Below are 22,604 nucleotides of genomic sequence, written 5' to 3'. Positions count from 1 at the left end.
TTTATATGGATAACCCTTTGGCATCTTCGAGCTTGTTCTGAGCGAAGAGCACCAAATCACAAAGTTCCCTGACTGCACCGCGTCCGCCGGCAATCTGAGTCACATAATCTGCTTTTGGCAACAGTAAAGGATGGGCATCAGCAACTGCAACGGATAAACCAACTTGTGCCATGACAGGCCAGTCAATAAGGTCATCGCCAATATAGGCGACTTGCTCTGGCTGCAACGCTAGTTTATCCAACAGTTCCTTATACGCCAAAACCTTATCGTTTTGTCCTTGGTAAAGATGTGTAATGCCGAGTGTTTTTGCCCGATTTTCCAGCAGTTTTGCTTTGCGGCCAGTAATGATGGCAACTTCAATACCGGAGGTGATTAAACAACGGATGCCATAACCATCACGAACGTTAAAGGCTTTCAGCTCTTCGCCTTCATTGCCCATGTAGATAAGCCCATCAGACATCACGCCATCAACATCACAAATCAGCAAACGGATTCGATGGGCTTTTTCGATAATTGTTTTATTAACTGGGCCATAACAGGTGTCCAGGTACGCTTTTTGACTCATTAAGAAATTCTCTTAAGATTTATATCATGCTTGTTTGTATCAGTTTACTTGTTTTATAGAAGACCGGCCTACACAACACCGGCCTGCAAAAGATCGTGCATGTGTAGCACACCAAGTAATTTGTCACCTTCTGTGACCAATAGTGAGGTAATATGGCGTGATTGCATCAGATTTAAGGCATCAACTGCCAGTGCATTGGGTTTAATACGAATGCCGCCGGCAGTCATGACATCAGAGATTTTTGCATTGTTTAAATCAATGCCCATATCGAAAACACGGCGTAAATCGCCATCGGTAAAAATACCACAGATCTGCATGTCATCATCACAAATAACCGTCATGCCCAATTTTTTGCGGGTGATTTCCACCAACGCTTCACGCAGAGTCGCTGTGCGGGGAACACGGGGAATATCACCACCGGTGGTCATTAAATCACTGGTCAACAGCAGAAGTTTGCGTCCGAGTGCTCCACCTGGATGGGAAAGGGCGAAGTCTTCAGCAGTAAAGCCACGCGCTTGCAAGAGTGCAAGGGCTAATGCATCACCCATGACGAGTGTGGCGGTAGTGCTGGTGGTAGGGGCTAATCCCAATGGACAGGCTTCTTGTGGAACTTTGATGCACAAGTGGATGTCTGCGGCTTTGCCCATGTTGCTGTTGCGATTATTTGTCATGCAGATGAGCGGGACTTTTTGTCGCTTGAGTACAGGAATTAATGCCAGAATTTCATTTGATTCACCAGAATTGGAAATTGCCAGCACGATATCTTTTGCGGTTACCATGCCGAGATCGCCATGGCTGGCTTCGCCAGGATGGACAAAGAACGAAGGTGTACCGGTGCTGGCAAATGTCGCAGCGATTTTTCGCCCAATATGACCAGATTTGCCCATCCCCATCACAATGACTTTTCCTTCACAACTAAACATGAGTTCACAGGCTTGGCTGAAATCGTCATTAATGTATTGTTCCAGGCCAACCAGCCCTTCAAGTTCAATATGTAATACTTGCTTACCTGCTTGCTGAAAATCGATTTTAGGCATTTTTACTTCCCACTCTTTTCCCATTCAATCGGCAATTACTCAGTACCGTAATAATTAGAAACAAAAAGTACGACAAAATAAGCGATAAAACAGCCCAGTAGCAAGATGCCGTTCAATCGGTTCAATCGATGCTTTTTTCCCAGACAAAATACCGTGAATAGTATACTCGCTGCCATCATGACCCAAAAATCTCGGGAAAATGCTTGAGGTGAAAAGGCACTAGGGGAAAGTATGGCGGGGATACCCAAGACAAGAGTGGCATTGAATACGTTCGAGCCAACAATATTGCCCATTGCCATGTCGTTCTCACCTTTTATGGCCGCAGCAATAGCAGTGGCAAGCTCAGGTAAACTGGTTCCCACGGCAAGCATTGTCAGGCCAATCACCAGTTCGCTGACACCATAAATACGTGCAATGACGGTTGCATTATCAATCACCATGCGGGTAGAAATGGGAAGAATCATTAACCCCAGAACCACCCAAAGTAGTGCAATTCCTTTGTTGCCTTCGAGCGGCAATTCGGCATCTCGTTCCTGGGTATAGCTATCAGCCCTATTGTGTTGAGAAAAAGCGGTCATCTTTATCATTAGGGAGATAAAGAAGAGGGCTGAAAGCACTAAAAGAATACCATCCAGCCGGCTCAGGTAGCCATTGGATAGCAAATACCCTGCAAATGCCGTGATCGCCAACATTAGGGGAACTTCTTGTCGCAGAATTTCTGACTTTACCCTGATTGGACGAATGAAAGCTGCTGCTCCCGCAATGAGCAACAGGTTAGTAATATTGGAGCCGATGGCATTGCCTATGGCCATGTCTGGCTGTCCGTCTAAAATTGCTGTGACAGAGACCATCAGTTCTGGCAGCGAGGTTCCTATTCCCATAATAACCAGGCCGACAATAAAAGGGGGAATTTTCATGGCGCGGGCAAAAACAGCCGCACCATAAACTAATCTATCGGAACCATACACCAGTAAAATCAACCCGGTAATGAGCAGTACAATTGTCAGAAACATGGAGTGTCCCTTAAATAAGTTTTATTCCGAGCATAATGCTAATAATGGTTGATTTTTAAACATGGAATGTTTATTCAGCTAGACTTATACATTCTGACGATCAAGCGATAAAAAGTAAAATTTGTCACAACTTTGCTAACGCAAAATTGGGCAATTTTTTGTAGTATGCATGATTAATTATTTAAATACAGTCATGAATACAGTTCTATTAACGGTTAGGGGCTATCAACAATGAGTCAACAAACAGCAAATCTTATTGAGATCTGCGGAATGCATTTCACCCGAGGCCAACGCCCGATTTTTGCTGATATTAATCTGACCGTTCCGAAAGGAAAAATTACCGCCATTATGGGACCTTCTGGTATCGGAAAAACCACGTTGCTGCGTCTGATCGGGGGGCAAATTCGCCCTGAGCGCGGTGAAATTTGGTTTGATGGTGATAATATTCCGGCATTGTCCCGTCCACGCCTGTATGCTGCCCGCAAAAAAATGAGCATGTTATTTCAGTCTGGTGCCTTGTTCACTGATCTGAATGTTTTTGACAATGTGGCTTTTCCCTTGCGTGAGCATACCCAACTGCCAGAAGCATTGATTCACACAACCGTGATGATGAAGCTGGAAGCGGTAGGGTTGCGTGGCGCTGCGCACTTGATGCCATCGGAACTCTCTGGCGGTATGGCAAGGCGAGCAGCATTAGCAAGGGCGATTGCACTCGATCCCGACTTGATCATGTTTGATGAACCTTTTGTCGGTCAAGATCCCATCACGATGGGCGTTTTGGTGAAGCTGATTGATGAGCTAAATCATGCACTTGGTGTCACGTGTGTCGTGGTTTCCCACGATGTGCCTGAAGTGCTGAGTATTGCCGATTATGCTTATATCGTGGCTGAGAAGAAAGTGATCGCAGAAGGTACTCCAGATCAACTGAGAATGAATCAGGATCAACGGGTACGGCAGTTTCTTGATGGTATCGCTGATGGGCCTGTGCCTTTCCGTTTCCCTGCTGGGGATTACAAAACTGAGTTATTAGGATGATGGAATGTTAATGTTAACACGGGCATTAGCAGCAATGGGCCGACGTACGATTGAGGTTACGGCTTCATTCGGTCGTGCGGGCTTTATGCTGTTTAATGCAATCATTGGTAAGCCAGAAACTGCCAAACAATGGACACTATTGCGTCAGCAACTGTATAGCGTAGGTGTTCAATCTCTTTTGATCATCGTGGTTTCAGGGCTGTTTATTGGCATGGTGTTGGCCTTGCAGGGCTATCTGGTGTTGACCACATTTAGTGCGGAAGGCAGCCTTGGCATGATGGTGGCGTTATCACTGCTGCGTGAATTGGGGCCTGTGGTGACGGCATTACTGTTTGCAGGGCGAGCTGGCTCAGCGTTGACCGCAGAAATTGGTTTGATGAAAACGACTGAACAGATTTCCAGTCTGGAAATGATGGCGGTTGATCCGCTGCGCCGTGTTATTGCCCCGCGTTTTTGGGCTGGTTTTATCAGTATGCCCTTGCTTTCCTTGATCTTTGTTGCTGTGGGGATCTTAGGCGGTGCAATAGTGGGTGTGGATTGGAAAGGCATTGATGGTGGCTTCTTCTGGTCATCTATGCAATCTGCGGTGGAATGGCAAAAAGATCTGCTCAACTGTTTTCTCAAGAGTGTCGTTTTTGCTATTACGGTAACCTGGATTGCACTGTTCAATGGTTATGACGCTATCCCAACATCGGAAGGGATCAGCAGGGCGACGACGCGCACGGTAGTTCATGCGTCGTTGGCGGTATTAGGTTTGGATTTTGTGCTGACAGCACTGATGTTTGGGAACTAAGTCGATGCAAAGCAAGAAAAATGAAATTTGGGTGGGAGCTTTTGTCTTGATTGCGCTGGCCGCAATCATATTTTTATGCCTCAAAGTTGCAGATATCCGATCTTTCGGCAGTCAGCCAACTTATCGTGTATATGCCGCATTTGACAATATTGGTGGCCTGAAAGTACGTTCACCGGTGAAAGTTGGCGGAGTTGTTGTTGGTCGCGTGGAGAAAATCTGGTTGGATCACAAAACGTATACGCCGCAAGTTGAATTGGATATTTTCACGCAATACGACAATATTCCCAATACCAGTTCGCTTTCTATCCGAACTTCAGGGTTACTGGGGGAACAATATGTTGCCCTCAATATTGGGTTTGATGATCCTGATTTAGGCACTGCCATGTTGAAAGATGGCGATCGTATTGAAGATACCAAGCCTGCAATGGTACTTGAAGATTTGATTGGTCAGTTCCTGTATAAGAGTAGTAGCGGAAGTCAGGAAAAATCACCGGAACAAGCACACTAAGTTAGCAGCCCACTGCTCAGGAGAAATAACACTTATGTTTAAGCAATTACTTATGATTGCGTTGCTGGTGGTTGCACCATTGGCCAGCGCTACAGATCAAACTAACCCTTACGCATTGATGAAAGATGCGGCGGCAAAAACGTTTAGCCGTTTGAAGAGTGATCAACCACAGATTCAGGCCAATCCAGACATCTTGCGCCAGATTGTGCGTCAAGAATTGCTGCCTTATGTACAGATAAAATATGCAGGAGCACTGGTTCTGGGGCCTTACTACAAACAAGCGACACCGGAGCAGCGTGATGCTTATTTCAAGGCGTTTGAATCCTATCTGGAACAGGCATATGGCCAGGCTTTGGCGATGTATCACGGACAAGATTATCAGATTGCCCCAGAACAGCCGTTGGGTGATAAGACGATAGTGGCTATTCGTGTCACGATCACCGATCCTAACGGGCAGCCGCCAGTTCGTTTAGATTTCCAATGGCGTAAAAACAGTAAGACCGGTTATTGGCAGGCTTACGATATGATTGCAGAAGGCGTGAGTATGATCACGACCAAGCAGAACGAATGGGCGGATATCCTGCGTCAGAAAGGTATTGATGGCTTGACTGAACAATTAGCCATCAGTGCAAAAGCACCGATCACTTTAGAAAAGAAAAAGTGATATGGAAAAAGCGACGGTTGATAACGCTATGATGATTAACGAAAACGTCAATCAGGGAACGGTTAGCTGGGAAAAGGCCGGTAATACATTGTTTCTGCAAGGCACATTGGATCGTGATAGTTTGTTACCCCTTTGGCAACAAAAAGAGCAGGTTCTGGCGGGCATTGACAATATTGATGTCTCCCAGTTAAGCCGTGTGGATTCTACGGGGTTGGCTCTGTTTGTCCAATTTAAAGGAGAATGCCAGAAACGTGGCAAGGCACTGACCTTGTCAGGTATAGGGGAACAGTTGAACACGTTGGTAACGCTATATGGCCTGCAAGCTCTTCTTGATGATAGTCAGCCCAAGACGTAATTCCTTTTTTTGATCATCAGCGCCCTTGTAAGCCATCAACTTACAGGGGCGTTTTTCTTGGTTTAAGAGTTGCCTGTATTCCATTAGGATAGGCATTTACTATTATTATTTTCTAAAGACAAGTGTGAGCAGAACTATGGATACGAATGAAATTAAAAAAGTGCTGATGGAAAAATTGGCACTTGATGAAGTCATCGTCAGCGGTGATGGCAGCCATTTTCAGGTTATTGCCGTTGGCGCATTTTTTGATGGCCTGAGCCGAGTTAAACAACAGCAGGCTGTTTATGCTCCTTTGATGGAATATATCGCTGATAACCGCATTCACGCGTTGTCAATCAAAGCCTATACACCGGCACAGTGGCAGCGTGACCGTAAGCTTCAGGGACTTTAAGGCTGTTTCGAACAGCGCATTTTGAATTAAATAAGAGAATCGTGACAGATGGATAAATTTCGTGTGAAAGGGCCTACCTGCCTGTCGGGAGAGGTGACCATTTCCGGGGCAAAAAATGCCGCCTTACCAATTATGTTCGCAGCGTTACTGGCAGAAGAGCCGGTTGAATTACAGAATGTGCCTGAATTGAGAGATATTGATACCACGATCAAATTGCTTAATCGTTTGGGGACAAAAGTGGAACGTAATGGTTCTGTTTTTATTGATGCGAGTGGAGTCAATGAATATTGCGCCCCTTATGAACTGGTTAAAACCATGCGAGCGTCCATCTGGGCATTGGGGCCGTTGGTAGCGCGTTTCGGTCAGGGGCAAGTCTCTTTGCCAGGCGGTTGTGCCATTGGAGCGCGTCCTGTTGATCTTCATATTTCTGGCCTGGAGCAACTTGGTGCGAAAATCGTGCTGGATGAAGGGTATGTCAGAGCCACTGTGGATGGACGTTTGAAAGGTGCCAGCATTGTGATGGATAAAGTCAGTGTTGGAGCAACGGTTACGATTATGACCGCGGCAACCTTGGCAGAAGGCACCACTGTCATTGAAAACGCTGCACGCGAACCTGAAATTGAAGATACGGCTAATTTTCTCAATATGCTGGGAGCCAAAATCAAAGGTGCAGGCACCGATCGCATTGTGATTGAAGGCGTTGAGCGTTTGGGCGGAGGGGTTCATCGTATACTGCCTGATCGTATCGAAACTGGCACCTTCCTGGTCGCTGCGGCGGTTTCGCGTGGTAAGGTGGTTTGCCGTCATGCGAAACCTGATACCTTGGATGCTGTTTTAGCCAAACTGCGTGAAGCCGGGGCGGATATCAACGTGGGAGAGGATTGGGTTAGCCTTGATATGCATGGTCAACGGCCGAAATCAGTGACATTCCGCACGGCACCGCATCCAGGTTTCCCAACTGATATGCAGGCGCAATTTAGCCTGTTGAATATGGTTGCGGATGGTGCAGGTATGATCACCGAAACCATTTTTGAAAATCGCTTCATGCATATTCCTGAACTGATTCGTATGGGTGCGCGGGCTGAAATTGAGAGCAATACCGTGCTGTGTCATGGTGTTGACAAATTGTCTGGCGCTCAGGTAATGGCAACGGATTTGCGTGCTTCTGCGAGTTTAGTATTAGCGGGTTGCATTGCCGAAGGAACGACCGTCGTGGACCGTATTTATCATATTGACCGCGGTTACGAACATATTGAAGATAAGCTGCGTGGTCTTGGGGCAAATATTGAACGCATTAAGACAATTGGCTAAACGGAATTAAATATTCTTTCTCGCCCGCCACGTTGTCGGTGAAAAAAGAGTGGGCGAGAAAGAAAAGATTAGTAGCCATCAAACTCATCGATTGTGACGTTAAATGTGAGGGAAGTTCCATCGCGTAGCACAGTGACAGGAACGACACTGCCCGGCCGAATTTCCGCGACTTGGTCCATTGTTTCCATTGGTGATATGGCCGGTTGGTGATTAACGCGGGTAATGATATCTCCCACTTTGATCCCCGCTTTTTCAGCAGGGCCATTGGGTGCGATTTGGAAAACGCGTAACCCCTGAATTTGATTGATATTACTGCCTGATGAGCGAATATAGGGCAATTCTCTGGCGGTGATGCCTATATATCCCCTGATAACTCGGCCATCACGGATCAATTTCTGCATAATGGTTGTAGCCAGTTTTGTTGGAATGGCAAATCCTAATCCTTCTGGTGTTGAACCAAACTCAGACTTATCGAATGTCAACGTATTGATACCCACTAATTCTCCCAGCGTATTGACCAAAGCGCCACCGGAGTTGCCTTGGTTAATTGATGCATCAGTTTGCAGGAAATTCTGGCGACGCGTTGGGCTAAGACCGACACGTCCGGTTGCACTGACAATGCCTTGTGTAATGGTTTGTCCCAAATTGTACGGATTGCCGATAGCTAATACGATATCGCCTACGTGGGCCACACGTTTAGGATTAATTGGGATCACAGGCAGGTTTGTGGCGTTGATTTTTAAAACGGCCAGATCGGTTGGACCATCTGAGCCGACGAGCAGGGCTTCATAAAAGTGTCCATCTTGCAAAGCGACAATAATGGACGCTGCCTTATTGATAACATGCCGATTTGTGAGAATGTAGCCCTGTTCACTCATAATCACGCCGGAACCCAAGGGAAGGAGCTCCCGACTTTCATGGGAAAAACTGCCCATGCTGCTGCTGTAAATATTGACTACCGCAGGCGCAGCCCGACGGACTGCTTTGCTGAAACTGGATATTGTATCGTTGCTGTTGTTATCGCTCAGGAAATTTTTTAAGCCGCTGGGACGCAGGGACGGTATAGCGACCAGCAAAATAGCGGCAATCAATAAGCCTATGAGTATAGAGCGCAATAACTTGATCAGCATGACATTATTCAGCCTAGTAATTGATTGAAAGAAGAATAGCATAGAAGTGGACAGACGCAGCAATCATACTGCGTCTGTGGTGGATATATAGCAATCTCACTTCAAGATGCGTGTGATCTCATCCCGCGAAACGGGGAGAGATCAGGTTTCACATCGTGTTGTCAATTGCAACTTGAAGTTTAATGCGTATCGATTAATTACGTAGTAAGAGATAAACATTATCGTCACCACGTAAGACGTTCAATGCGATAATGGCTGGCTTCTGTTCAGTGATTTTACGTAATTCGCTGATATTTCGTACACGCACATTGTTGGCACCAACAATTAAGTCATCCTTCTGCAAGCCTGATATTGCAGCAGGTGAGTTCGGCGTAATCGAATCTACTTTGATGCCTTGGGTATTTTTGACAACGGCATTACTCAGGGTTGCGCCTTGCAGGGCAATACTCAAGTTTTCTGCTTTCGTTGGCTCTCCATCACTGTTATCCAGTGTAACGGTGACTTCAAGTGGTTTCCCTTTGCGCAACAGACCAATTGTGACTTCTTTACCTGGAACTGTTGTACCAACCTTCGCGCGTAGCTCAGCAAAGCTATTAATTTTCTTGCCATCAAAGGAGATTAGGACATCCCCTGGTTTGATACCGGCTTTAGCTGCGGCCGATTTAGGCAGAACTTCGCTGACAAATGTCCCTTGCTGTGCTTCAACATTGAGTGCTTTGGCAATGTCTGCTGTCATCTCGGTGCCTTTGATACCGAGTATGCCGCGTTTGACTTCGCCGTGGGAAATAAGCTGAGCGGAAAGGACCTTAGCCATATTACTTGGGATGGCAAAACCGATACCGACGTTACCCCCGCTTGGTGCGAGGATAGCAGTGTTAATACCGATCAGTTCCCCTTTCAGATTAATCAATGCACCACCAGAGTTACCGCGGTTAATCGGGGCGTCGGTCTGGATAAAGTTTTCCAAACCTTCCAGATTCAGACCGCTACGGCCAAGAGCAGAAATGATCCCAGATGTGACGGTTTGCCCCAAGCCAAATGGGTTACCGATGGCAATGGCATAATCTCCGACGCGCAGTTGGTCTGAGTCAGCGAACTTGATGGCAGTCAGATTTTTGGCATCTTTCAATTGTAAAAGAGCGATGTCGGTCTGTGGATCACGTCCAAGGAGTTTTGCTGAATATTCACGGCCATCATTTAATTGAACGCGTATTTTGTTTGCATTATTAATGACATGACTATTGGTCAGGACATAACCTTTATTAGCATCAATAATTACCCCAGAGCCTAATCCAGTGAATGGACGTTTTCTTGGTTCTTGCGGAGGGAATGCAGGTCCGAAGAAGAACTGAAAATCGTCAGGTAACTGGAGCTGCTGGCTTTGTACTTCTGTACCTGAAACATGAACAGTGACAACAGAAGGCAGCACTTTTTCCAGCATGGGAGCGAGACTGGGTAATTCTTGAGCAGACACAGCAGGTAAGGCTGCATTACTTACCATTGGAACTGAAGCTAAAGATAATCCGATACTAATAGCGAGTGCGCTGAGTAATGTATTTTTTCTTTTCATGAATACGTTCTCTTAATACCTAAGCTAGAAAAGGAAATTGTGCTTAAGAGACCTGTCCTGTCAAGGTGTTACTACCTGAGAAATCACTTATTCCTGGGAGTTATATAGGTCTTAAGCAACATAGTTTCAATGTTGTTATGACTCTCAATTATTCAGCAAAGTTCACTAATAAAGTCGTTTCAATGCGTTTCTTTACAGGTATTTACGTGAATCAAAAATAAAAAACAAAAATCTTTCCATAGGATGGAGGGGATGAAAGGGGGCCGTGGTAGCGATTATTACCACGGCAAAGTGCATTAATTACTTATCTTGAATCGGACGGAATAGGCCAGATGCACCCTCAGAATAATCCCGTGGCGGCGTATTAGCAGTCACTTTATTTTTCTCAGTTTCGGATTCGCTTAGACGATAATTGAAAGGATTATCCTGCACAGGCATATTGGGCATCAGTTCATTGGAACTTTTCGCCATGTGTTGATACAACTGGCGGTAATCGCGTGCCATATTGTCAAGTAATTCAGCACTACGGGCGAAATGGCTGACCAGCTCTTTGCGGTATTCTTCCAATTCCGCCCGATTTTTCTCCAATTCAGCCTGTAGGGTATTTTGTTGGCGTAGCTTTGAGCTGCCAAAGCGGACAGCCAGTGCGCCGACGATAAAACCGATGATTAATCCGATCAGGGCATATTCCCAAGTCATGGCAACTCCTTTAGTAACAGCGTTAATTCTGCAATATCGTTTCTGCAATGTTCTTAGAGCGTTATCCCATTAGGCAGTTCTGTTTGCAAGGATATACAACTAATTGGGATAGGCTCTTGGTTCATGGTGACCACTATAACCGTTAATTTAGTCAGAGTGGAATATTGATTATTAATTAATTCATTTATTTGTAATTTAATATATTAATTTTATACAGATTTCCCAAAGTAGGTAGGCAAAATCATATCCCTCAATTCACAGTAGTGGGCATTGGTATATACCAATCTCACTTCAAGATGAATGTAATTTCTCCCCGCGAAGCGGGGAGAAATCAGGTTTCATATCGTGTTGTAAATTGCAGCTTGAAGTTTAATGCGTATAGTTCTTATTGGTAAATTATTATACCAATCTAACTTCAAGATGCGTGTGGTTTCTCCCCGCGATGCGGGGGAAATCAGGTTTCATATCATGTTGTAAATTGCAACTTGAAGTTTAATGCGTATATACGTATTGAGAATAAAAAACTTTAAGGATTGTTATTTTCATGTCACCGATTACACCTTCATCTCTCTATCAATCAGCCTTGTCTGAGGGGCAGTATCAACCTGACGAAGTACAGCGCAAGACGGTTGAACGCCTTGATCTTATTCATCGCGACCTCATCAATGCTCAACTGCGCCATATTCCAAAAGCAAGTGGACTGAAAGGCATATTGGGTAAGTTGTTTGGTCGGCAAATTTCTGCCCAATTCCACCCTGTTCAGGGACTTTATATGTGGGGCGGTGTCGGGCGTGGTAAAACGTGGCTGATGGATATGTTTTACCAAAGTTTACCCACTGAGCGAAAACTGCGTCTCCATTTCCACCGTTTCATGTTACGGGTACATGAAGAATTAACAACGTTACAAGGCCATGAAGATCCTTTAGAGATAATTGCTGATGGTTTCAAGGCACAGACGGATGTACTCTGTTTTGATGAGTTTTTTGTGTCCGATATTACGGATGCTATGCTCCTCGGTACCTTGCTGGAAGCTTTATTTGCACGGGGAATTGCCTTGGTAGCGACATCCAATATCCCGCCTGATGAGTTATACCGAAATGGATTGCAGCGCGCACGATTTCTGCCAGCCATTGAACTGATCAAAAAATATTGTGATGTGATGAATGTCGATGCCGGTATCGACTATCGCCTACGGACATTAACACAGGCTCATCTCTATCTGACGCCATTGTCAGAGGAAAATCGACAGGAGATGCGTCATATGTTCCAGCGCTTGGCTGGACGAGAAGGAGAGCCGAATCCAATATTGGAGATCAATCACCGTAATATGCCCGCAATCAGTAGTGTTGATGGGGTATTGGCAATCCATTTCAAAACATTGTGTGAAGATCCGCGTAGCCAGCTGGACTATATTGCTTTGTCAAAGCTTTATCATTCGGTTTTGTTGCACGATATGCCGATTATGACGGCATTAAATGAAAATGCCGCCCGACGTTTCATTGCCCTGGTGGATGAATTCTATGAGCGCCAGGTAAAACTTATCATTAATGCCGACGCGCCGATGGAACAGATTTATCAGGGGGAGTTGTTGGCGTTTGAATATCAACGTTGCCTGTCTCGCTTGCAGGAAATGCAAAGTGAGGAATACTTAAAACTTCCACATTTACCCTGATTCCTTTATCCTTTGGGATAATTATTGAATTTGGGGTCGATTTTTTATGATGAGTTCTCTATAATCTTGCGACCCCACGTTACAGCAGGATTTTTTATTTCCCAAAAAACTTGCATTAGTGCCGGCATAGGCTATTCGAAGGGGTAGGTTTGCTGGACATGAGTCGTGTGAACCTCAAAAACAGTTTCTGAACATCGAGTGTTCACCAACGTGTAACTTATAATTGGGTAAGCTTTAATGAAAACTTTTACAGCTAAACCAGAAACCGTAAAACGCGACTGGTATGTTGTTGACGCAGACGGCAAAACTTTGGGCCGTCTTGCAACTGAAGTAGCTCGTCGCCTGCGCGGCAAGCACAAAGCGGAATACACTCCGCACGTTGATACTGGTGATTACATCATTATTGTTAACGCAGAAAAAGTTGCTGTAACCGGCAACAAACGTGCTGACAAAATTTATTATCACCACACTGGCCACATCGGTGGTATCAAGCAAGCGACCTTTGAAGAGATGATTGCCCGCCGTCCTGAGCGTGTCATTGAAATCGCGGTTAAAGGCATGCTGCCAAAAGGGCCACTGGGTCGTGCAATGTACCGTAAACTGAAAGTTTACGCGGGCAGCGAGCACAACCACGCGGCACAGCAACCACAAGTTCTGGACATTTAATCGGGATTATAGGCAATGGCTGAAAATCAATACTACGGCACTGGTCGCCGCAAAAGCTCTTCCGCTCGTGTCTTCATTAAGCCAGGTAGCGGTAACATCGTAATCAACCAACGCAGCCTCGAAGTTTACTTCGGTCGTGAAACTGCGCGCATGGTTGTTCGTCAACCACTTGAGCTGGTTGATATGCTGAACAAACTGGATCTGTACATCACTGTTAAAGGTGGTGGTATTTCTGGTCAGGCAGGCGCAATCCGTCACGGTATCACCCGTGCACTGATGGCTTATGACGAGACTCTGCGTTCTGAACTTCGCAAAGCTGGCTTCGTTACTCGCGATGCTCGTGAAGTTGAACGTAAAAAAGTGGGTCTGCGCAAAGCACGTCGTCGTCCACAGTTCTCCAAACGTTAATTTATTGCCACAACTGTGGCAGTGGGTTAAAGTTAAAAACCCGTCATTTTTATGGCGGGTTTTTTTTCTTGCCGATTTTTCACTCTTCGATAATTCTCTCTTTTTGGCGGAAAAAGAACATTTTTGGCAAAATAATTCCCAGACTCTAATATTTCATCATTAATTCTCAATGTACTTCCCCACAAAATGTGCAAAATCTGGTAGACTAGTAACAATTTTTTGCCTTATCCATGAGTTTGCCTGATTTGGCAGAGGTAAAATATACTCCAAAATATTTTCTTGTTACAGCCAATAGAGCAGTCACTGGAAGATAGGGGGATACCTCGGATAATAAGTGCGAAACAGGATGAGAATATGAGCGAGAATAGCCGCTGTTCATTGAAGGGCTGTTCGTTCCTTTTTTTAGATAAACTTGGAGGTTTTCATGGCTGTCGCTGCCAACAAACGTTCGGTAATGACTCTGTTTTCCGGCCCGACCGACATTTTTAGCCATCAAGTGAGAATTGTACTGGCGGAAAAAGGGGTCAGCGTAGAGATTGAACACGTTGAAGCGGGTAATTTGCCTCAGGATTTGATTGACTTGAATCCTTATCAATCTGTTCCTACCCTCGTTGATCGTGAACTGACCCTGTATGATTCTCGCATCATTATGGAATATCTGGATGAACGTTTTCCGCATCCTCCCCTCATGCCTGTGTATCCTGTCGCACGAGGCTCCAGCCGTCTGATGATGCATAGAATTGAAAAAGACTGGTATTCCCTGATGTACACAATTCAGGAAGGTGGCGTGCAGGAAGCGAATGCTGCACGTAAACAGCTTGCTGAAGAATTACTGGCGATTGGGCCAATTTTCAGAGAAATGCCCTTCTTTATGAGTGAAGAGTTCAGCCTGGTGGATTGTTACTTATCTCCACTTCTGTGGCGTTTGCCTGTCTTGGGTGTTGAGTTGTCAGGACCAGGCGCCAAAGATCTTCAAATCTATATGCAGCGTGTATTTGAACGTGATGCATTCCTGGCCTCGTTGACGGAAGCAGAACGTGAAATGCGTTTACAATCACGGAGTTAATATATGGAGATGACTCAAATGTCTCCACGCCGCCCCTATCTACTGCGGGCACATTATGAATGGCTGTTGGATAATGACATGACCCCGCATATTGTTGTGGATGTTAACTGTTATGGCGTTAACGTCCCGATGGAATATGCACAAAATGGGCAAATTATCTTGAATATCTCGCCGAGAGCGGTTGGCAATTTGCAATTGACGAACGATGAAGTGAGATTTAATGCCCGATTTGGTGGTGTTGGTCGTCAGGTAGCTGTTCCAATGGCAGCTGTGATTGCCGTTTATGCCCGTGAAAATGGCGCAGGAATGATGTTTGAGCCAGAACTTGCCTATGACGCGGATAGTGCTGAGTCAGTAGAAACGGATATGCCAGCAGCGGATAATCTGGTGCATATCCACAATAGTAAGCATAGTAAAAAAGCATCTCATGATGATGATTCGCCAGATGACGAACCACCTCAACCGACAAAAGGTCGCCCAACTTTGCGCGTCGTAAAATAACCTTTCAAAGCTCATACCCAATAGTAGATTCAAGTTGCAGTCAATAAGGCCGCAGCTTGGCAGTCGAAGGGGTTTCGTGAGAAATAAAGGAGACATTGATCTCCTTTATTTTATACCAATCTAACTTCAAGTTGCAGCTTGTAAATCAATGTGATTGTTTATATCTCCCCGCATAGCGGGGAGATATAAGACGCATCTTGAAAGGCGATTGGTATAGCAAGTTAGAGCTACATGTAACTAAGTGCTCTCTCAAATTCCCATATACAGGCTTCGATATTGTATTGGTCTTTTCCTTTATTAGATTGTTCCGTTGCTCTTAGGCTATTTATTATTCTCTTGATAAATAATTTTTGTTGGTTCAGGCCTTTGATTGTTGACGGCATATTGCATATATCAATGAATGAGAGAGTGCGGTGTGTTTTTGTCAGTGATAATACCTCTACAGGATTTTCAATTAAAGCAACTGATAAAGCATTAATAATTTGTCGGGAAAATTCTGGATGGATATTAGGGTATAGCTTAAAGGCAACTTGCAGCCATTGTTTATCACCAGTCGCAATATTCTGGATAATTTTGTCTTGTTTATATTCTGCGTTTATCTCTGCCACAACAGAATTTATTCCTCTTTCTTGTACTTGCTTCATAATTTCGGCGGGAGTAGAGAATTTGGCAAGTGAAGGCAAGCTTGCTAAGGAGATAAAAGAGAAGAAGAGTATCTGGGAAAGTAAGCGCATATATTTCTACCTATTATTATCACTTTAATAATTTTTTATTTCATATCTATTTAATCAGTTCTGTTAAGCAATTTTCTTAGCAAAAAAAATAGATCTTATTGCCGTATTACGGTATTGCACTATTGCTGTATTGCTATAATGAGCAGGAGATTAAATCGATATATTTGACTTTAGAATATAAGAATAGTCGCATAAATCCCAAAAATACAACTAATCTGGAAGTAAAAGAAAATAAAAAAATGATGAGATTTTTATCTTTGAGAACTTCTCCGACTAAGAGGTCGGAGAAGTCATTAAAAAAGAATAGAGTTTAGACTTCAAAATAGTCGAGGATGCTGAAAGCGGCTTTTCTGCCTTCATCAATGGCGGTTACTACTAAGTCAGAACCACGTACGGCATCCCCGCCGGCGAATATTTTAGGATTACTGGTCTGGAAAGGCAGGTCACTGGATGCAGGCGCGATAATGCGGCCTTTTTGATCGATCTTGACTTGATGTTCATCCAGCCAGCTCATAGTGTGAGGCTTGAAACCAAAGGCCATAATGACTGCATCGGCTTCTATCAAAAACTCGGAACCTTGAATAATCTCAGCCTGACGACGGCCTTTTTCATCCAGGGCGCTTAGTTGTGTCTTCACCACTTTGACGCCACAAACCCGTCCCGCACCATTAATCTCAATGCTAATGGGTTGCAGATTAAAACGAAATTCTGCACCTTCTTCTTTCGCATTTTTTACTTCACGGCGGGAGCCAGGCATATTTTCCTCATCTCGCCGATAGGCGCAGATAACATGAGCTGCACCCTGACGAATCGAAGTACGGACGCAGTCCATTGCTGTATCACCGCCGCCCAGCACCAGAACACGTTTACCCTTCATATCAACATAAGGCTGCTCAGGCAGAGATGGGTAACCCATCAAATGACGGGTGTTAGCAATTAAAAAGGGTAAGGCGTCATAGACCCCGTCAGCGTTTTCGTTCTCCAGTCCACCACGGATGGATTGATAGGTACCCACCCCAAGAAATACGGCATCAAATTCTTTGGTGAGTTCAGCCAGAGTGATATCTTGTCCTATTTCTGTGTTGAGGCGGAATTCAATCCCCATCTCGGCAAATATTTTACGGCGGCGAATGATTACCTCTTTTTCCAGTTTAAAGGCGGGAATGCCAAATGTAAGCAAACCACCAATTTCAGGATGGCGATCGTAAACCACCGCTTGTACGCCATTACGCGTCAGGACATCTGCACAAGCTAATCCTGCTGGCCCCGCCCCAACCACAGCAACCCGTTTACCTGTTGGGATGACATGCGACATATCTGGTTTCCAGCCCATCGCGATAGCTGTGTCATTGATATAGCGTTCAATGTTGCCGATAGTGACAGCACCGAAGTCATCATTCAGGGTACAAGCGCCTTCACACAGGCGATCTTGTGGACAGACCCGACCACAGACTTCTGGCAAGCTGTTGGTCTGGTGTGATAATTCCGCTGCTTCGATGATGCGTCCTTCATTGGCAAGTTTCAGCCAATTTGGAATGTAGTTATGTACGGGACACTTCCATTCACAATATGGATTACCACAAGAGAGGCAGCGATCTGCTTGTGCCTGTGCCTGAATTTCAGAAAAGGGTTCATAAATCTCAACAAATTCTATTTTTCTGATTTTCAATAATTTCTTAGGTGGATCGACACGTTGTAAGTCGATAAATTGATAAACATTCTGACTCATTCTTAACTCCTTACTGTGCCTGAACTCGCAATTCGGCAGAAGAACGGCTACGGTGTCCCAACAACGCACTGACATCACTGGATTTAGGTTTAACCAAAGCAAACTTATTGACCCATTGAGACCAATTTTCCAATAGGCTTTCACCGTGTTGAGAGTTTGTCAGACGGACATGTTCGGTGATTAATCCCCGCAGATGTTCTTTATGAATGGCAAGGGTATCCATTGAGAGAACTTCTACCAGTTCTGGATTGACGCGTTTGCGGAAGTCATCAAATTCATCAAGGACGTAAGCAAATCCACCTGTCATACCTGCACCAAAATTTACGCCCGTGCTACCCAGGACACAGACGATCCCGCCAGTCATATATTCACAGCCATTGTCACCGATCCCCTCAATAACGCTGATGGCACCTGAATTACGTACTGCGAAGCGTTCACCGGCGCGTCCGGCAGCAAAAAGTTTCCCACCTGTTGCCCCATAAAGGCAGGTATTGCCGATAATAGTGGCTTCGTGACTTTTAAATGCGGAGCCGGCAGGAGGAAGGATGGTAATACAGCCGCCAGCCATACCCTTGCCAACATAATCATTGGCATCACCGATTAACGTCAGTTCGACACCGGCAGCATTCCAGACGCCAAAACTTTGCCCGGCTGTTCCATTGAAATGTAGCTTGATCGGATCGGCAGCGCGCCCTTGATCGCCATACCGAGCCGCAATCTCACCAGAGAGGGAGGCGCCAACAGAGCGGTCGGTATTTTGGATATCAAAATAGAACGTTTTGCTTTGCGCGTTTTCTACATAAGGCATAGCCTGGGCGACGATCAATTTATTCAGCGTACCTTGGTCAAAAGGCGGATTCCCTTCGGTGCAATGCTGCGCTTTGCCGGTATGAGGTTCCACCGTTTCCAGCAATGGTTCGAGATTGAGCTTGCTTTGCTTGGCAGAAATTCCCTCAAGTATTTCCAGTAAATCTGTGCGTCCAATCAAATCGGTCAGTCTTTTCACCCCTAATTGCGCCATCAGTTCACGAGTTTCCTGCGCAATAAAGTGGAAATAGTGAATGACTCTTTCTGGCAAGCCGTGATAATGCGATTGGCGTAATTTTTCATCTTGTGTAGCGACACCCGTCGCACAGTTATTTAAGTGACAGATGCGCAAATACTTACAGCCAAGAGCAACCATTGGACCAGTGCCGAAACCGAAACTTTCTGCGCCTAAAATCGCCGCTTTGATGATATCCATTCCTGTTTTTAATCCCCCATCAACTTGAAGGCGGATTTTATGGCGTAATCCATTGGCGACCAGCGCTTGTTGGGTTTCCACCAGCCCCAATTCCCACGGGCAACCTGCGTATTTGACCGAAGAGAGCGGGCTGGCACCTGTTCCGCCGTCATAACCGGCGATGGTGATCAGGTCGGCATAGGCTTTGGCGACACCGGTGGCAATGGTTCCTACACCAGGTTCTGAAACCAGTTTGACGGAGATCAGCGCCTGTGGATTCACCTGCTTAAGATCGAAAATCAATTGAGCCAGATCTTCAATTGAATAAATATCGTGATGTGGAGGCGGAGAAATCAGGGTAACGCCCGGAACGGAGTAGCGCAATTTGGCAATATAAGGCGTGACCTTATCTCCTGGCAGTTGACCCCCTTCCCCGGGTTTTGCTCCTTGGGCGACTTTTATCTGGATCACATCGGCACTGGCTAAGTACGCGGGTGTAACGCCAAATCGACCGGAAGCAACTTGCTTGATGCGGGAAACTTTCTTGGTACGATAACGGGCGGGATCTTCGCCACCTTCGCCAGAGTTGGAAAAGCCGCCTAACGTATTCATTGCTTCTGCCAGCGCTTCATGGGCCTCTGGGCTGAGTGCGCCAATTGACATGGCTGCGGTATCAAATCGTTTGAACAGTGCTTCTGCGGGTTCAACCTCTTCAATGCTGATAGGTTCATCTTTAGGCGCAAGGGCGAGCAAATCCCGCAAAGTGGTGATGGGGCGCCCATTGACCAGTTCGGAATATTTCAGGTAATCACTGTAATTGCCACTGTGAACAGCGGTTTGCAATGTTTTGACAACATCGGGGTTATAAGCGTGATATTCCCCATTATGGACATATTTCAGCAGTCCCCCTTGATCGATGGGGTGGCGATGCAACCATGCTCGTTTGGCAAGATTACGCAGATCTTGTTCAAAATCGCTGAAATCCGCTCCCCCAATCCGGCTGACAACACCATTGAAGCAGATCGCTGTTACATCCTGGTGCAAACCAACGGCTTCGAATAACTTAGAGCAGCGATAAGAGGAAATGGTGGAGATGCCCATTTTGGACATAATCTTATACAGCCCTTTATTGATGCCATTACGATAATTAAGCATCACGCGGGCATATGGCGCATTGATTGTGCCATCATCCACCATTTTTCCCAGTGATTCATAGGCCAGATAAGGGTAAACAGCGGTAGCGCCAAACCCCATCAATACCGCAAAATGATGCGGATCACGCGCACTGGCGGTTTCTACAATCAAGTTGGTATCGCAGCGCAAGTTTTTCTCAACCAGGCAGTGCTGGATAGCACCGACAGCCATTGGTGCGGGGATGGGAATTCTTTCTGGTGCAATATTGCGATCGGATAGCACCAACAATACAGCACCATTGCGGGCGAGTTCCTCGGCTCTTTCACATAAAGTTAAGACCGCTTGTTTCAGGGATATTTCCTGTGGATTGAAGGTCAAATCCAATGTATCAGCGCGATAATAGGGTTCCTGCCGTGTTGTTAGTTGCACGAAATCAGAATAGAGCAGGACGGGCGATTGAAAGCACAACCGATGAGCCTGCCCTTCCGCTTCACAAAAGACATTCATTTCTCGCCCAATGCGGGTAGCCAGCGACATCACATGAGATTCACGTAATGGATCGATGGGAGGATTGGTCACCTGGGCGAATTGCTGGCGAAAATAGTCATAGATAATGCGCGGACGGCTGGAAAGCACGGCAAACGGTGTATCATCGCCCATTGAACCCGTCGCTTCTTGAGCATTTTCACCGAGGGTACGGATAACTTGATCCAACTCTTCATTACTGTAGGCGAACTGCTTGTGATAAGTTGCCAACAGGCGGTCATCTAACCCGCGTTGCCCGACTTGTGTTTCTGGCAGCTCTTCAAACGGAATCAAAGGCTTGACGTTCTTTTCTAGCCATTCTTTATAAGGGTGGCGGCTTTTTAGATCATTGTCAGTTTCCGCTGAGTGAAGAATACGCCCTTCATAGGTATCGATAACCATTAGCTCACCTGGCCCGACACGGCCTTTCTCGACAACTTCATCGGGTTGGTAATCCCAAATACCCACTTCAGAAGCGCAGGTAATCAGCTTATCTTTGGTAATCACGTAACGGGCAGGGCGTAAGCCATTGCGATCCAAATTACAGGCGGCATAACGTCCATCGGAAATCACAATGCCGGCTGGCCCATCCCAGGGTTCCATGTGCATGGAGTTAAAATCGAAGAATGCACGCAGATCATCATCCATATCAGGGTTATTCTGCCATGCCGGTGGAACGAGCAAACGCATTGCGCGGATTAAATCCATACCGCCATTGAGAAACAGCTCCAGCATGTTATCCAATGAACTGGAATCGGAGCCGGTTTCATTAACAAAAGGAGCCGCAGTATGTAAATCTGGGATCAGTGGCGTGCGGAATTTATAGGCCCTGGCTTTAGCCCATTCACGGTTTCCCGTAATGGTATTGATTTCTCCATTGTGAGCCAGATAGCGAAAGGGTTGTGCCAGCGGCCAACGGGGAATGGTATTGGTTGAAAAGCGCTGATGGAATAAACAGATGGCAGATTCCATGCGCAGGTCAGCCAAATCGGGATAGAAACGCGGTAAATCCGCAGCCATGCACAATCCTTTATAAATCGTGACCAAATTGGACAGGCTGCAAATATAAAAGTCATTATCGGTAATACGTTTTTCTATACGGCGTCGGGAAACGAACAGGCGGCGTTCCAGATCTTGCGCTCGCCATCCGGCGGGTGCGTTGATAAAAACTTGCTCAATACGAGGAAGGCTTGATAAGGCAATATCACCTAAGATATCGCGATTGATAGGAACTTCCCGCCAACCCACAATGGATAGGGTTTCGTGTTGTAATTCCTGTTCGATAATATCACGGCATAATTGGGCGATTTTGGCATCCTGGCTTAGAAACAACATGCCGACAGCATAATTTTTAGCGAGCCGCCATGATTGCTCGTTAGCGATCATTTGGAAAAAACGGTCTGGTTTTTGCATTAACAAACCACAGCCATCACCTGTTTTTCCATCCGCCAGAATTGCGCCCCTGTGCTGCATCCGAGCCAGTGCGTGTATGGCTGTGCGCACCACTTTGTGGCTAGGCTCTCCTTCAATATGTGCAATTAATCCAAAGCCACAGTTATCTTTTTCCTGCAATCTGTCATACAACATGGTAAAGCTCCCCAAGTTCTGTCCGACTCTCACATCACTCGCGAGAGGGTATCGATATATATTTTTTCTACAGGCGTCTAATTTGCGCCCTCAGTTAAGCGCCACTTGTGTTGTTGGCATTAACAAGCGGTGAGTCAAAATGATGTTATGTTATCTGTCACTGCATAAATATGAGTCAGAGGATCCTCTGACAGGCGACTTTCAGCGAATTCCCAACTTAACGGTAAAAACTGAGTTGGTCAAATCGTGTTAAATCACGTTTTTTGTTGATATTTTTTATCTATTTTGT

Annotated in this window: 21 protein-coding genes; 12 read left to right on the top strand and 9 right to left on the bottom strand. The window is 45.7% G+C overall.

Going from position 1 to position 22,604, the window contains the following annotated elements; translation table 11 throughout:
* Position 1: 1 nt before the first annotated feature.
* The 3 genes from kdsC to WDV75_RS18725 all read right to left on the bottom strand — a co-directional run bounded on the left by kdsC (position 2) and on the right by WDV75_RS18725 (position 2,615).
* The gene (kdsC, locus tag WDV75_RS18735) at positions 2-565 is read right to left on the bottom strand and encodes a 3-deoxy-manno-octulosonate-8-phosphatase KdsC (protein ID WP_273559608.1); all 564 of its coding nucleotides are present in this window, start codon (positions 563-565) and stop codon (positions 2-4) included.
* A 68-nt stretch (positions 566-633) separates the two neighbouring features.
* Positions 634-1,602, bottom strand: a complete 969-nt coding sequence (kdsD, locus tag WDV75_RS18730) for an arabinose-5-phosphate isomerase KdsD (RefSeq protein ID WP_189758746.1) — start codon at positions 1,600-1,602, stop codon at positions 634-636.
* Positions 1,603-1,637: 35 nt separating this feature from the next.
* Complete coding sequence (locus WDV75_RS18725) at positions 1,638-2,615, bottom strand: calcium/sodium antiporter (RefSeq protein WP_273559607.1); 978 nt, start codon at positions 2,613-2,615, stop codon at positions 1,638-1,640.
* 231 nt (positions 2,616-2,846) lie between these two features.
* Here WDV75_RS18725 and mlaF point away from each other — a divergent pair, with 231 nt between their 5' ends.
* The 7 genes from mlaF (at position 2,847) to murA (ending at position 7,672) form a co-directional block, all read left to right on the top strand.
* Entirely contained in the window at positions 2,847-3,650 is an 804-nt protein-coding gene (gene mlaF, locus WDV75_RS18720) for a phospholipid ABC transporter ATP-binding protein MlaF (RefSeq protein ID WP_099130829.1), read from the top strand.
* A 10-nt stretch (positions 3,651-3,660) separates the two neighbouring features.
* Positions 3,661-4,443: a lipid asymmetry maintenance ABC transporter permease subunit MlaE gene (mlaE, locus tag WDV75_RS18715; RefSeq protein WP_273559633.1), complete on the top strand. Its 783-nt coding sequence runs from the start codon at positions 3,661-3,663 to the stop codon at positions 4,441-4,443.
* A 4-nt stretch (positions 4,444-4,447) separates the two neighbouring features.
* Positions 4,448-4,951, top strand: coding sequence for an outer membrane lipid asymmetry maintenance protein MlaD (gene mlaD, locus WDV75_RS18710; protein WP_189758743.1), 504 nt, complete (start codon positions 4,448-4,450; stop codon positions 4,949-4,951).
* 34 nt (positions 4,952-4,985) lie between these two features.
* Positions 4,986-5,615, top strand: coding sequence for a phospholipid-binding protein MlaC (gene mlaC / locus WDV75_RS18705; protein ID WP_273559606.1), 630 nt, complete (start codon positions 4,986-4,988; stop codon positions 5,613-5,615).
* 1 nt (position 5,616) lies between these two features.
* A complete protein-coding gene (gene mlaB, locus WDV75_RS18700; protein ID WP_273559605.1) occupies positions 5,617-5,970 on the top strand; it encodes a lipid asymmetry maintenance protein MlaB in 354 nt (117 codons plus the stop codon).
* Between the two features lie 136 nt (positions 5,971-6,106).
* Positions 6,107-6,361, top strand: a complete 255-nt coding sequence (gene ibaG, locus WDV75_RS18695) for a BolA family iron metabolism protein IbaG (protein ID WP_074020576.1) — start codon at positions 6,107-6,109, stop codon at positions 6,359-6,361.
* A gap of 48 nt (positions 6,362-6,409) precedes the next feature.
* Positions 6,410-7,672, top strand: coding sequence for a UDP-N-acetylglucosamine 1-carboxyvinyltransferase (gene murA, locus WDV75_RS18690; protein WP_273559604.1), 1,263 nt, complete (start codon positions 6,410-6,412; stop codon positions 7,670-7,672).
* Between the two features lie 68 nt (positions 7,673-7,740).
* Here the strand turns inward: murA and degS are convergent, their stop codons facing one another.
* The 3 genes from degS to zapG form a co-directional block, all read right to left on the bottom strand.
* On the bottom strand, positions 7,741-8,802 hold the full coding sequence (gene degS, locus WDV75_RS18685) for an outer membrane-stress sensor serine endopeptidase DegS (protein ID WP_273559603.1): 1,062 nt from the start codon (positions 8,800-8,802) through the stop codon (positions 7,741-7,743).
* A gap of 193 nt (positions 8,803-8,995) precedes the next feature.
* Positions 8,996-10,372 carry a Do family serine endopeptidase gene (locus WDV75_RS18680; protein ID WP_273559602.1) on the bottom strand — a complete coding sequence of 459 codons (1,377 nt, stop codon included), beginning with the start codon at positions 10,370-10,372 and terminating at the stop codon, positions 8,996-8,998.
* Positions 10,373-10,672: 300 nt separating this feature from the next.
* A complete protein-coding gene (zapG, locus tag WDV75_RS18675; RefSeq protein WP_189758739.1) occupies positions 10,673-11,071 on the bottom strand; it encodes a Z-ring associated protein ZapG in 399 nt (132 codons plus the stop codon).
* Positions 11,072-11,615: 544 nt separating this feature from the next.
* Here zapG and zapE point away from each other — a divergent pair.
* The 5 genes from zapE to sspB all read left to right on the top strand — a co-directional run bounded on the left by zapE (position 11,616) and on the right by sspB (position 15,384).
* On the top strand, positions 11,616-12,743 hold the full coding sequence (zapE, locus tag WDV75_RS18670; protein ID WP_273559600.1) for a cell division protein ZapE: 1,128 nt from the start codon (positions 11,616-11,618) through the stop codon (positions 12,741-12,743).
* A 237-nt stretch (positions 12,744-12,980) separates the two neighbouring features.
* The gene (gene rplM, locus WDV75_RS18665; RefSeq protein ID WP_038236699.1) at positions 12,981-13,409 is read left to right on the top strand and encodes a 50S ribosomal protein L13; all 429 of its coding nucleotides are present in this window, start codon (positions 12,981-12,983) and stop codon (positions 13,407-13,409) included.
* A 15-nt stretch (positions 13,410-13,424) separates the two neighbouring features.
* The gene (gene rpsI, locus WDV75_RS18660; protein ID WP_045959780.1) at positions 13,425-13,817 is read left to right on the top strand and encodes a 30S ribosomal protein S9; all 393 of its coding nucleotides are present in this window, start codon (positions 13,425-13,427) and stop codon (positions 13,815-13,817) included.
* Between the two features lie 424 nt (positions 13,818-14,241).
* Entirely contained in the window at positions 14,242-14,883 is a 642-nt protein-coding gene (gene sspA, locus WDV75_RS18655) for a stringent starvation protein SspA (protein ID WP_273559595.1), read from the top strand.
* Between the two features lie 3 nt (positions 14,884-14,886).
* Entirely contained in the window at positions 14,887-15,384 is a 498-nt protein-coding gene (sspB, locus tag WDV75_RS18650) for a ClpXP protease specificity-enhancing factor (RefSeq protein ID WP_273559593.1), read from the top strand.
* Positions 15,385-15,611: 227 nt separating this feature from the next.
* On the opposite strand, the gene WDV75_RS18645 is transcribed toward sspB, so the two are convergent.
* The 3 genes from WDV75_RS18645 to gltB form a co-directional block, all read right to left on the bottom strand.
* On the bottom strand, positions 15,612-16,118 hold the full coding sequence (locus WDV75_RS18645) for a hypothetical protein (protein WP_273559591.1): 507 nt from the start codon (positions 16,116-16,118) through the stop codon (positions 15,612-15,614).
* A 310-nt stretch (positions 16,119-16,428) separates the two neighbouring features.
* Positions 16,429-17,847, bottom strand: coding sequence for a glutamate synthase small subunit (locus WDV75_RS18640; protein ID WP_273559589.1), 1,419 nt, complete (start codon positions 17,845-17,847; stop codon positions 16,429-16,431).
* Positions 17,848-17,857: 10 nt separating this feature from the next.
* Entirely contained in the window at positions 17,858-22,315 is a 4,458-nt protein-coding gene (gene gltB / locus WDV75_RS18635) for a glutamate synthase large subunit (RefSeq protein WP_273559587.1), read from the bottom strand.
* Between the last annotated feature and the right edge of the window lie 289 nt (positions 22,316-22,604).

Source organism: Xenorhabdus griffiniae, from assembly GCF_037265215.1.
Classification (GTDB): domain Bacteria; phylum Pseudomonadota; class Gammaproteobacteria; order Enterobacterales; family Enterobacteriaceae; genus Xenorhabdus; species Xenorhabdus griffiniae.
This window is presented reverse-complemented; position numbering and strand designations above follow the sequence as displayed.

Bases quoted from the DNA above. Each gene is read 5' to 3' on its own strand.
- ibaG (WP_074020576.1), top strand. From the start codon at position 6,107: ATGGATACGAATGAAATTAAAAAAGTGCTGATGGAAAAATTGGCACTT.
- WDV75_RS18680 (WP_273559602.1), bottom strand. From the start codon at position 10,372: ATGAAAAGAAAAAATACATTACTCAGCGCACTCGCTATTAGTATCGGA.
- mlaE (WP_273559633.1), top strand. From the start codon at position 3,661: ATGTTAACACGGGCATTAGCAGCAATGGGCCGACGTACGATTGAGGTT.
- rpsI (WP_045959780.1), top strand. From the start codon at position 13,425: ATGGCTGAAAATCAATACTACGGCACTGGTCGCCGCAAAAGCTCTTCC.
- kdsC (WP_273559608.1), bottom strand. From the start codon at position 565: ATGAGTCAAAAAGCGTACCTGGACACCTGTTATGGCCCAGTTAATAAA.
- kdsD (WP_189758746.1), bottom strand. From the start codon at position 1,602: ATGCCTAAAATCGATTTTCAGCAAGCAGGTAAGCAAGTATTACATATT.
- degS (WP_273559603.1), bottom strand. From the start codon at position 8,802: ATGCTGATCAAGTTATTGCGCTCTATACTCATAGGCTTATTGATTGCC.
- murA (WP_273559604.1), top strand. From the start codon at position 6,410: ATGGATAAATTTCGTGTGAAAGGGCCTACCTGCCTGTCGGGAGAGGTG.
- rplM (WP_038236699.1), top strand. From the start codon at position 12,981: ATGAAAACTTTTACAGCTAAACCAGAAACCGTAAAACGCGACTGGTAT.
- zapG (WP_189758739.1), bottom strand. From the start codon at position 11,071: ATGACTTGGGAATATGCCCTGATCGGATTAATCATCGGTTTTATCGTC.
- gltB (WP_273559587.1), bottom strand. From the start codon at position 22,315: ATGTTGTATGACAGATTGCAGGAAAAAGATAACTGTGGCTTTGGATTA.
- mlaD (WP_189758743.1), top strand. From the start codon at position 4,448: ATGCAAAGCAAGAAAAATGAAATTTGGGTGGGAGCTTTTGTCTTGATT.
- sspB (WP_273559593.1), top strand. From the start codon at position 14,887: ATGGAGATGACTCAAATGTCTCCACGCCGCCCCTATCTACTGCGGGCA.
- mlaF (WP_099130829.1), top strand. From the start codon at position 2,847: ATGAGTCAACAAACAGCAAATCTTATTGAGATCTGCGGAATGCATTTC.
- WDV75_RS18645 (WP_273559591.1), bottom strand. From the start codon at position 16,118: ATGCGCTTACTTTCCCAGATACTCTTCTTCTCTTTTATCTCCTTAGCA.
- WDV75_RS18725 (WP_273559607.1), bottom strand. From the start codon at position 2,615: ATGTTTCTGACAATTGTACTGCTCATTACCGGGTTGATTTTACTGGTG.
- mlaC (WP_273559606.1), top strand. From the start codon at position 4,986: ATGTTTAAGCAATTACTTATGATTGCGTTGCTGGTGGTTGCACCATTG.
- sspA (WP_273559595.1), top strand. From the start codon at position 14,242: ATGGCTGTCGCTGCCAACAAACGTTCGGTAATGACTCTGTTTTCCGGC.
- WDV75_RS18640 (WP_273559589.1), bottom strand. From the start codon at position 17,847: ATGAGTCAGAATGTTTATCAATTTATCGACTTACAACGTGTCGATCCA.
- mlaB (WP_273559605.1), top strand. From the start codon at position 5,617: ATGGAAAAAGCGACGGTTGATAACGCTATGATGATTAACGAAAACGTC.
- zapE (WP_273559600.1), top strand. From the start codon at position 11,616: ATGTCACCGATTACACCTTCATCTCTCTATCAATCAGCCTTGTCTGAG.